10 protein-coding genes are annotated in these 10,097 nt (G+C 74.0%); 7 read left to right on the top strand and 3 right to left on the bottom strand.

Features of this window, described 5'->3' with window-relative positions; genetic code table 11:
• Positions 1-11: 11 nt before the first annotated feature.
• Entirely contained in the window at positions 12-716 is a 705-nt protein-coding gene (locus tag QRN49_RS11625) for an SDR family oxidoreductase (RefSeq protein ID WP_284755946.1), read from the top strand.
• A 472-nt stretch (positions 717-1,188) separates the two neighbouring features.
• On the opposite strand, the gene QRN49_RS11630 is transcribed toward QRN49_RS11625, so the two are convergent.
• A complete protein-coding gene (locus QRN49_RS11630; RefSeq protein WP_284755948.1) occupies positions 1,189-2,277 on the bottom strand; it encodes a glycosyltransferase family 9 protein in 1,089 nt (362 codons plus the stop codon).
• 134 nt (positions 2,278-2,411) lie between these two features.
• Between QRN49_RS11630 and QRN49_RS11635 the strand changes: the two genes are divergently transcribed.
• From QRN49_RS11635 to QRN49_RS11660, 6 genes are all read left to right on the top strand, one after another.
• Positions 2,412-3,938, top strand: a complete 1,527-nt coding sequence (locus QRN49_RS11635) for an aldehyde dehydrogenase family protein (protein WP_284755950.1) — start codon at positions 2,412-2,414, stop codon at positions 3,936-3,938.
• Positions 3,935-5,428, top strand: a complete 1,494-nt coding sequence (gene rfaE2, locus QRN49_RS11640; protein ID WP_284755952.1) for a D-glycero-beta-D-manno-heptose 1-phosphate adenylyltransferase — start codon at positions 3,935-3,937, stop codon at positions 5,426-5,428. The genes QRN49_RS11635 and rfaE2 overlap by 4 nt, the downstream gene beginning before the upstream one ends.
• On the top strand, positions 5,425-6,309 hold the full coding sequence (locus QRN49_RS11645; RefSeq protein ID WP_284755954.1) for a glycosyltransferase family 2 protein: 885 nt from the start codon (positions 5,425-5,427) through the stop codon (positions 6,307-6,309). Before rfaE2 ends, QRN49_RS11645 begins: the two co-directional genes overlap by 4 nt.
• 93 nt (positions 6,310-6,402) lie before the next feature.
• On the top strand, positions 6,403-7,116 hold the full coding sequence (locus QRN49_RS11650) for a DedA family protein (RefSeq protein WP_284755956.1): 714 nt from the start codon (positions 6,403-6,405) through the stop codon (positions 7,114-7,116).
• Entirely contained in the window at positions 7,113-8,360 is a 1,248-nt protein-coding gene (locus QRN49_RS11655) for a sensor histidine kinase (RefSeq protein ID WP_284755958.1), read from the top strand. Before QRN49_RS11650 ends, QRN49_RS11655 begins: the two co-directional genes overlap by 4 nt.
• The gene (locus tag QRN49_RS11660) at positions 8,357-9,019 is read left to right on the top strand and encodes a response regulator (RefSeq protein ID WP_111030072.1); all 663 of its coding nucleotides are present in this window, start codon (positions 8,357-8,359) and stop codon (positions 9,017-9,019) included. Before QRN49_RS11655 ends, QRN49_RS11660 begins: the two co-directional genes overlap by 4 nt.
• 86 nt (positions 9,020-9,105) lie before the next feature.
• Here QRN49_RS11660 and QRN49_RS11665 read toward each other — a convergent pair whose 3' ends face one another.
• Both QRN49_RS11665 and QRN49_RS11670 read right to left on the bottom strand, forming a co-directional pair.
• On the bottom strand, positions 9,106-9,609 hold the full coding sequence (locus QRN49_RS11665; protein ID WP_111022885.1) for a Dps family protein: 504 nt from the start codon (positions 9,607-9,609) through the stop codon (positions 9,106-9,108).
• Positions 9,610-9,661: 52 nt separating this feature from the next.
• Positions 9,662-10,084: an SIP domain-containing protein gene (locus QRN49_RS11670; protein WP_111022884.1), complete on the bottom strand. Its 423-nt coding sequence runs from the start codon at positions 10,082-10,084 to the stop codon at positions 9,662-9,664.
• Between the last annotated feature and the right edge of the window lie 13 nt (positions 10,085-10,097).

Consider the following 10,097-nt stretch of genomic DNA (forward strand, 5'->3'; position numbering starts at 1 on the left):
AAAGGACATCCATGCCCGTCCCCACCACCCCCATCGGCCGCGTCCTCGTCACCGGCGGCGCCTCCGGACTCGGCGCCGCCGTCGTGGCTGCCGTCACCGAGGCCGGCGGCACCCCGATCGTCCTCGACCTGCGGATCGACGCGGTCCCCGAGGGCATCGACGCCGTCGCCGTGGACGTCTCGGACACCGACGCCGTCGAGCAGGCGGTCCGTGACGCCGCCGAGCGGCACGGTGGCCTCGACGCCGTCGTCACCGCCGCGGGCATCGACACCCCCGCCCCGATCGACGCGATCTCGTCCGGCAAGTGGGAGCAGATCGTCGGCGTCAACCTGATCGGCACCGCCTCGACCGTGCGCGCCGCCCTGCCCTCCCTCGAGGCCACGCACGGCCGCGTCGTCACGATCTCGTCGTCGCTCGCCCTGCGCGGCGTCGGCGACGGCACCGCGTACTCGGCGTCGAAGTTCGGCGTCCGCGGGTTCTCGCAGGCGCTGGCCGCCGAGACCGCCGGTCGCATCGGCGTGACCAACATCATCCCCGCCGGGATGCGGACGAACTTCTTCGCCGACCGGACCGAGCAGTACAAGCCGGGCCCGGACGCGCAGCTCATCGAGCCGGAGTACGTCGCGAACTCGATCGTCTTCGCGCTCTCGCAGCCGGCCGGCTGCGAGATCCGCGAGCTGTCGATCATGCCGGCGACGGAGCCGAGCTGGCCGTGAACGCTCGCCGCTGATGGACGGGAGGCGCGGTGCCGGCTGGCACCGCGCCTCCCGTGTGTCCGTGTGCCGGGCGCTGGTGCGGGCTGCCGCACTCCGTGCGGGGGCCGAAGCGCCGCACGGAGTGTGGAACCTCGCACCGGGCGCTCGTGACGCGCCACGGCGCGGACGAGAGGCGCGTGCCGGGCTGGCACCGCGCCTCCCGGCCGTCCGACGGTCGCGTCCACCGCTCGGTGCGAGCTTCCGCACTCCGTGCGAGGGCCGAAGCGCCGCACGGAGTGCGGAACCTCGCACCGGGCGCTCGTGGCGCGCCACGGCGCGGACGGGAGGCGCGTGACGGGCTGGCACCGCGCCTCCAGGCCGGAAGCCGGTCGCGCCCGCCACTCGGTGCGAGCTTCTGCACTCCGTGCGAGGGCCGGAGCGTCCCACGGAGTGGAGAACCTCGCACCGGGCGCTTCTGGCGCCGTGCGCAGCGTCAGAGCGTGCGGAGCAGGTCCTCGACGTTGGTGAGGACGGCCTCCGGCTCGACCTGGTCCACGTAGGACGGGTCGTGCTCGCACCGCTCGGCGGTCCAGCCGACCTGGGTGACGTCGATGCCGCACACCGGGCACTGCGTCACGAAGGACAGGTGAACACGGTGCCGACCGCGGTCGAACGGCCCGGCGTTGATCACGTTGCCGAACCAGAACACCCCGACGGTCGGGGTCCCGACGGCGACGGCGAGGTGCCGTGGGCCGGAGTCGTCGCCGACCATGACGTCGGCAGCGGCGAGGACGTCGGGGAGCTCACGGAGCGGCAGTGACCCGGTGCGGTCGTGCAGACGCTCCCGCAGCTCCAGCGGCAGCGAAGCGACGATGGCGGACGCCGCCGGCACGTCCGAGTCGTCACCCACGAGCACCACGTCGTCCCCGGCGGCGAGCCGGGCACGGGCGACCTCGGCGAAGCGCGAGGGGCTCCAGCGGCGACGCGGGTCGGTGGCACCCGGGTGGATCGCGACGAGCCGTCCCCGGACGCCGAGGCGCTGCCGGACCCCGGCTCGCGCGGCCTCGGGGACGTGCAGTCGGGGATCGAGGGTGACCGGTTCGGCACCGGCGAGCGAGGCCACCTCGAGTGCTCGGACGACCTCGTGCTGGTAGTAGACGTAGCGGACCCAGCGCTCCAGGACCTCGGCGTCCTCGGTGGCGGTGCCCACGGTGTGACGGGCACCGAGCCGGAGCAGGAACGGGTTCGAGTTCCGGCCGCCGCCGTGCAGCTGCACCGCGAGGTCGAAGCGCCCGTGCAGCCGGTCGAAGAAGTCCTGCTCGGTCGGTGCGCCCTCGCCGGAGTCCCGCACGCCGGGGACCACGGGGAGCTCCTCGAAGGCATGAACGGCCTCGGTCCGGCCCGCGAGCACCGGCCGCGCGGACGGCGCCCCGAGCAGCGTGATCCGGGCCCCGGGGTACGCGGCGGCCAGGGCCTCGACCGCCGGGAGGGCGAACATCAGGTCGCCCAGTCCCCCGCCGCGGAGCACCGCGATCTCGCTGACACCGTCGAACCGTTCTCCGCCCACACCGATCTGTTGCACAGCTCCACGTCTACCGGTCGGACCCGTCCGGACGTCCAGCAGCGCCCCCGGATGGACGAGAAGCGCGATGCCGTGACCGCACACAGCGGAGCACGAGCACCGTGTGAGGCCCCGCCCGCCTCCGGAAGGACCCCATGACGATCGCACCCCCCGCCGCCGACGACCTCGTGGTGACCGACCCCGTGAACGGATCGATCGCGTCCACCGTGCGCCGCTCGACCGAGGACGACGTCCGCAACGCCGTCGCCCGCACCCGTGCCGCTGCCGGTGCCTGGGCCCGGACCGCGCCGGCCGAGCGCGGTGCCCTGCTGCACGCCGCGGCCGAGCATCTCCGTGCGCACGCGCAGGAGCTGGCGGACCTGAACACCCGCGAGACCGGCAAGGTGCCCGGCGACGCCCTCGGTGGGGTCGAGGCCGGCATCGGCACGCTCGTGCAGTACGCCGAGCTCGGGCCGGTGCACCGCGGTGAGGCCCTGCGGGGCCAGTTCGGTGCCGCCGACTGGTCGGTGCCGCACCCGCGTGGCGTGGTGCTCGCCCTGACGCCGTGGAACGACCCGGTCGCCGTGGCCTGCGGGATCCTCGGCGCAGCGATCGTCACGGGCAACACGGTGGTGCACAAGGGCAGCGAACGGTGCCCAGCGACCTTCGCCCGACTCAACGCGCTGCTCGCCGAGGTCCTGCCGGACGGCGTCCTCATCGGGGTCGACGGCGACGCGACGACCGGCGAGCTGCTCCTGGCGCAGGAGGGCATCGACGTCTACGCGCACGTCGGGTCGACCGCGACCGGTGACCGCCTGAGCGAGGTGTCCGTGACCACCCGCGCCCACGTCATCCGTGAGAACGGCGGCAACGACCCGGTCATCGTCGACGCCGACGTCGACCCGGAGTGGGCCGCCGCACAGGTCGCCCTCGGCGCGTTCGCGAACACCGGCCAGATCTGCACCAGCGTCGAGCGGGTGTACGTGCACCAGGACGTCGCCGAGCCCTTCGTCGCCGCGCTCGTCGCCGAGGCGGAGCGCCGCACGGCCGCACCCGCCGCCGAGTTCGGGCCGCTCGTGGACGACCGGCTGCGCGAGCTCGTGCAGCACCACGTCGACGACGCGATCGCCCGCGGCGCCTCGGCCCGGACCGGTGGCGTCACGCCCGGCGGGCTCGGATCGTTCTACCCGGCGACCGTCCTGACCGACTGCACGGACGACATGCTCGTGCTGACCGAGGAGACCTTCGGCCCGATCGCCCCGGTGCGCGTCGTGACGGACTTCGCGGAGGGCCTCCGGCTCGCCGCGGCCGACCGCTACGGCCTCGCAGCCACGGTGCTGACGAACGACACCGCGCACGCGCTCCGTGCCGCGGCCGAGCTGCCCGTCGGCACCGTCAAGGTGAACGCCGTGTTCGGTGGTGCTCCGGGCGGCAGCGCCCAGCCCCGCGGTGCCTCGGGCGCCGGGTTCGGGTACGGCCCGCACCTGCTCGACGAGATGACGACCACGACGGTGGTGCACCTCGAGGCAGCCCCGCCGCGCCGCACCGCCGAGCCGTCGACGGCAGCAGACAGCAGCAGCGCAGCCACCAGCAGCACCGGCGCCGCAGCAGGCACCGCCGGCCCCGCAGCCGCTGCCGGCGCCACCGCCGGCAGCGCCGACACCGTGGGAGGCACCCGATGACCGCCGACGTCCGGCTGGTCCGTGACCTCGTCGCCACGATCGACGACCGCGAACCCCTCGTCGTCGTCATCGGCGACTGCATCCTCGACCGCTGGACCGTCGGCGAGGCCGAGCGGGTCTCCCGCGAGGCCCCGGCCCCCGTCGTGCGCGTCACCGAGACCATCGCGGTGCCCGGCGGTGCGGCGAACACAGCCGTGAACGCCCGCGCCCTGGGCGCCCGCGTCCGCATGGTCGGGCTCATCGGTGACGACGAGGCCGGTGACGTCCTGCGCCAGCGACTCGAAGCAGCCGGCGTCGACACGTCGTTCCTGGTCGAGATCCCCGGTGCCCGCACCACGATGAAGTCGCGCGTGGTCGGCGGTGACCGCGTCGTGGTCCGGGTCGACGAGCTCGCCGCGACCCCGACCGCCGAGCACGGCGAACGCCTCGCCCGCTCGGTGGCCCGCGCCGTCCGGTGCGCCGACGCCGCCGTCGTGTGCGACTACGGCCTGGGTGTCCGGGCCGAGGACGTCGTGCCGATGCTCGACCGTGACCGCCCCGGCGCCGTCGTGGTCGACGCGCACGACCTGACCCGCTGGGCCGCGCTGCACCCCGACCTCGTCACGCCGAACGCCGGTGAGACCGCCGCACTGCTCGGCACGGAGCTCGGCACCGGTGCCGACCGCGTCGGCACCGTCGTCGCAGCCCGTGGCGACGTGCTCGCCCGCAGTGGCGCCCGTGCCGCGGTGGTCACGCTCGACCGCGACGGCACCGTGCTGCTCGAGCCCGGCTCCGACCAGGGGTTCCGCACGCGTGCGACGCCCGCCTCGGAGCAGCAGGCCTCCGGCGCCGGTGACACCTTCTGTGCCGCCGCGACCGTCGCCCTCGCCGTGCAGGCACCCCTGCGCGACGCCGTCGCGGTCGCCCAGGCCGCTGCCGACGTCGTGGTCCGCGAGGCCGGCACGTCCGTCTGCACCGCCGCGGCCCTGCTCGACTCGGTGACCGCGCCGGCGGCGACCGTCGTCGACCACGACGAGCTCGCCACCGCCGTCGAGGCCGCACGCCAGGCCGGCCGCCGCGTCGTCTTCACGAACGGCTGCTTCGACGTCGTGCACCGCGGGCACACCACGTACCTGCGCCAGGCCCGTGACCTGGGCGACCTGCTCGTCGTCGCCCTGAACGACGACGACTCGGTGCGCCGGCTGAAGGGCCCGGAGCGGCCGATCAACCCGGCCGAGGACCGCGCCGGCGTGCTCGCCGCGTTGGCCTGCGTCGACCTGGTGACGGTGTTCGCGACGGACACCCCGATCCCGCTCATCGAACGGTTGCGCCCCGAGGTCTACGTGAAGGGCGGCGACTACTCGCCCGAGATGCTGACCGAGACCGAGGTCGTGCGCGGCTACGGCGGCGAGGTCGTCATGGTCGACTACGTGCCCGAGCACTCCACCAGCGCCGTCGTGCGCCGGATCCGCGAAGCCGCTGCGCGGCCCGAACCGGACCCGGCACCGTGACCGCCCGCTGGTCCGGGTCCTGGGCGAAGGCCCCCGATCCAGCGGACACGAGCAGGGTCGACGTCGACGTGCTCATCCCGACCGTCGGGAGGCCGGCCGAGCTCGCCACGACGCTCGCCGGCCTCGCCGCCCAGACCGACGTCGACCTGCGCGTCGTGCTGAGCGACCAGTCCGCGGACGGAGACGCCGCCAGCGCGCCGGCGGTCGCCGCGATGCTCCGCGTCCTGGAGGCGCAGGGCCGGCCCGTCACGCTCCTCACCCACCCGGAACGGCGTGGCCTGGCAGAGCACCGGCAGTTCCTGCTCGACCACGCCGAGGCAGCAGCGGTGCTGTTCCTCGACGACGACGTCTGGCTCGAGCCGGGGTCGATCGCGCGGATGCTCGACGCGCTGCGCACCCTGGGCTGCGGGTTCGTCGGCAGCGCCGTGCAGGGCCTGTCGTACCTGCAGGACCGCCGCCCCCACGAGACCTCGGTGTTCGAACGGTGGGACGGCCCGGTCGTGCCCGAGGTGGTGCGCCGCGGGACCCCCGGCTTCGACCGTTGGTCGCTGCACAACGCCGCGAACCCGACGCACGTCGCCGCCGACCTCGACCTGCACCCCGGCGAGTGGATGCCCTACCGCGTCGCGTGGGTCGGTGCCTGCGCGCTCTACGACCGCCGTGCGCTCGAGGAGGTCGGGGGCTTCCGGTTCTGGGACACCCTGCCGCCCGACCACGCCGGCGAGGACGTCGTCGCGCAGTGGCGGGTGATGGAACGGTTCGGCGGTGCGGGCATCATGCCCTCGGGTGCCGTGCACCTGGAGGCCCCGACCACCGTCGTCGACCGCCGTGTGGACGCACCCGACGTGGTCTTCGCGGACGGGAACGTCATACCGCGGTAGGGGGTGGTCGAGACCGCCGCGGGATGGCCAGCGCGCATCGGCTCCGTAGCGTCGTCCTCGTCGACGAGTTCCGTCGGCGGGAGGGAGCACCCCGTGTTCGACCAGATCACCCCGCTCGTCGTCGAGCTGGCCGCGAGTCCGCTCGTCTACGTCGTCCTCTTCGTCCTGTGCCTGGTGGACGGCTTCTTCCCGCCGGTGCCGAGCGAGTCCGCCCTGGTCGCGGTCGCCGCGATCGCCGCGACGTCCGGACAGCCCGTCCTCGCCGTGGTGCTCGTCGCCGCCGCCCTGGGAGCGATCGCCGGCGACTCGATCGCGTACTGGATCGGACGCCGGATCGGGTTCGCCCGGCTGGCCCGGTCGAAGCGACCACGGATCGCGGCGGCCTTCGCGTTCGCCGAGCGGCAGATGCAGCGCCGCTCCGCCAGCCTCATCCTGACCGGGCGCTTCATCCCGGTCGGCCGGGTCGCGGTCAACATGACCGCAGGAGCGACCCGGCTGTCCTACCGCCGGTTCCTGGCGATCAGCGCGATCGCGGGGCTGGCGTGGTCAGCGGTGTCGATCGGCATCGCCCTGGCCGCGTCGAGCGTGCTGCACGAACCGATCGTCGCGGCGCTGGTGTCGATGGTGGTCGCCGCCGGGCTCGGGATCGCGGTCGACCGGGTGCTCGGTACCATCAGCCGCAGGCGCGAAGCCCGTGACGCCCGCGCCGCAGCCGCAGCCGCAGCCACCACAGCCACACCCGCCACAGCCACCGCCATCGCCCCCGAACCCTGCCTCGCCCGAACCGGAGAGACCGCCCGCCCGTGACCGTCGTCCCGAAGCCCCGACCCACCTGGGTCCGGCCCGCCGTGCAGATCGGCTTCGTCGTCGTCGCGGTGTCCCTGTTCGCCGTCGCCGCACCCGTGACCGCCGTGTTCTACGGCGTCCCCGTGCCGCTCGCGTTGCTCGTGACCGCCGTCCTTTCGGCGAGCATCGGCCTCGCACCGCTCTTCCCCCGCACGGCGTCGGTCGCGCACCTCGTCGCCCTCGCCGGCCTCGGGGTCCTGACGGCACCCGGCACCATCGGGCCCTGGCCGGTCTCGGTCACGAGCATCGTCGGCCTCAGCGTGCTGCTCGTCGTGCTGGGCGTCCGCACCACCTGGCTGCTCACCGCGGTGGTCTGGGTCGCGGCGACGCTGCTCACCCTGCTGCTCATCGGCGTGACGCCCGACCGGTGGGGGCAGGTCGACGTCTGGGCGACGAGCTTCGTGGTGAGCGCCGGCGACACCCTCGTCGTGGCCGCCGCTGCGGTCGTCATCGGGCAGCGCCGGACCGTGCGCGAGGAACTCGCCGCCGCCCGCCGCGACACCGAGCTCGAGCAGGCCCGACGCCGGACGGTCGAGGAGCGCTCCCGGATCGCCCGTGAGCTCCACGACGTCGTCGCCCACAGCATGTCCGTCGTGCACATGCAGGCCGAGTCCGCTCCGTACCGCGTCGCGGACCTGCCACCGGACGCCCGCACCGAGTTCGCCGCGATCGCCGAGACCTCGCGCACGGCCCTGCGGGAGATGCGGCAGCTGCTCGGCACCCTGCGTGGCGACGCCGACGCCGAGCGTGCGCCGCAGCCGCGGCTCGCCGACCTGCCCGCACTGGTGCAGGCCACCCGCGCGGCCGGCATCCCCGTCGACCTCCGACTCGACGAGGGGCTCGACCCGGACCGCGACGACGTCGACCGGCTCGCACAGCTCACCGTGTACCGGGTCGTGCAGGAGGCGCTCGGCAACGTCGCCCGGCACGCGCCCGGTGCGACCACCGTCGTGACGGTCGGGAGGCACGGCTCGGCCCTCACGGTCGAGGTCGCCAACACCGCGCCACCGGCCGGCAGCGTGCCCGGTGCGCCGCCGGACGACGGCGGCTTCGGCCTGGCGGGCATGCGCGAGCGGGTCGCCGCGCTCCGCGGCACCATCGACCACGGACCGGACCCGGACGGCGGCTTCCGCGTCGCCGTCAGTCTGCCCACCCAGCCCACCGCGACCACGTCGCAGCCGACGGCAGACGGGGGAACGCGATGACGCGGGTGATGGTGGTCGACGACCAGCAGATGTTCCGTGTCGGACTGCGGGCGATCCTCCAGGCCCAGGACGACGTCGAGGTCGTCGGCGAGGCCGCGAACGGTGCCGAGGCGGTCGTCATGGCGATCCGGCTCCGGCCGGACGTGATCCTGATGGACGTCCGGATGCCGGAGCTCGACGGGATCGAGGCGACCCGGCGGATCACCGCGGCGCCCGCGGAGTCGCCCGTCCGCGTGGTGATGCTCACGACGTTCGACATCGACGACTACGTGTTCGACGCGCTCCGTGCCGGGGCGAGCGGGTTCCTGCTGAAGGACGCGAGCGCCGAGGAGCTCGTGCAGGCCGTGCGGACCGTCGCGGCCGGCGACTCCCTGCTCGCCCCGAGAGTGACCCGGCACCTCGTCGAGGCCTTCGTCGCCGGTCCGCAGCCAGCGGCCCCGCGGACCGAGGTGCTCGACGTGCTGACCGACCGGGAGCGTGACGTGTTCCTGCTGATGGCGCGGGGGCGGTCGAACGGCGAGATCGCGGCGGAGCTGTTCATCGCCGAACAGACCGTGAAGACCCACGTCGGCCGCGTCCTGGCGAAGCTGCAGCTGCGGGACCGGGTGCACGCCGTGGTGCTGGCGTACGAGAGCGGGCTGGTCACGCCGTCCGCGTGAGGTGCGGGCCCGGAGCGCGACCCGAGACGGACGGGAGGCCCGGTGCCAGCTGGCACCGGGCCTCCCGTCAGCGGGGTGGTCGCGACTCAGGCGGCGAGGTGCGCCTGCAGGAACCAGCGGTCCTTGGTCAGCGCGCGCTCGATCTCGATCGCGACGTCCTGGCTGTTGAGGTCGACCTCGTCGAGGCCGTCGACCGCACGGCGGACCTGCAGCAGCGCGGCGTCGATCTGGGCGATCACCTCGGTGACGGTGACGTCGGAGTTCTGGAAGCCCTGCGACAGCGGCGGCAGGGTGGTGTTCGCGGCGACGGTCGCGATGCGCGAGTCGACCGGCAGGCCGAGGGCGACGATGCGCTCCGCAGCCTTGTCCGCGTAGTCCTGCGCGTGCTCGACGATCTCGTCGAGGAGCTCGTGCACGCCGACGAAGTTGCGGCCACGGACGTGCCAGTGGGCCTGCTTGCCGTTGACGACGAGCGCCTCGAGGTCGATGACGACGGGGGCGAGGAACTGGGCGACCCCGGCTGCGAGCTCCGGCGTGGTCGAGAACGGGGACGTGGTGCTCGGTGTGGTGGTGCTGCTCTGCGTGGTCATGGCACAACCATGCCCCCGTCTTTTGCACATTGCAAGGAAGAGCAGGCTGCCCTTACCCGCCGTACTCGACCTGGACCTGCTGGCCGGCGTCGGTGAGTTCGAGCTGCACCATGGACCGAGCGCGCTCGATCCACGGGCTGTCCGCGCACCCGATCCACACCGAGGTGCGGGGCTCACAGCCCGTCACGCACCACTCGGCGGCCCACCCGGTCAGGGCGTGTGCCAGCGCTTCGCCGTGGTCGGCGAAGACCAGCGGGGCGACGGCCGAGCTGCGGGCGCTCCGGACCAGCCAGGTCACGGTGACGCGCGGCGGGGCCGGCAGGATGCGGATCTGCTCGTCGAGGGCGACCTCGACGAAGACCTGCCCGTACGTGTTCTCGGGGAGTTCCTCGAGCTGGCGGTGGATCTCGACGAGGTCCTCGGCACCGCCCGCGATGAGGATGCGTTCGCTGGGCTGTCGCCGGGTCCGTGCCATGTGGCAACGGTAA

It is taken from the genome of Curtobacterium sp. ME-Dv--P-122a (assembly GCF_030209645.1).
Taxonomy (GTDB): domain Bacteria; phylum Actinomycetota; class Actinomycetes; order Actinomycetales; family Microbacteriaceae; genus Curtobacterium; species Curtobacterium flaccumfaciens.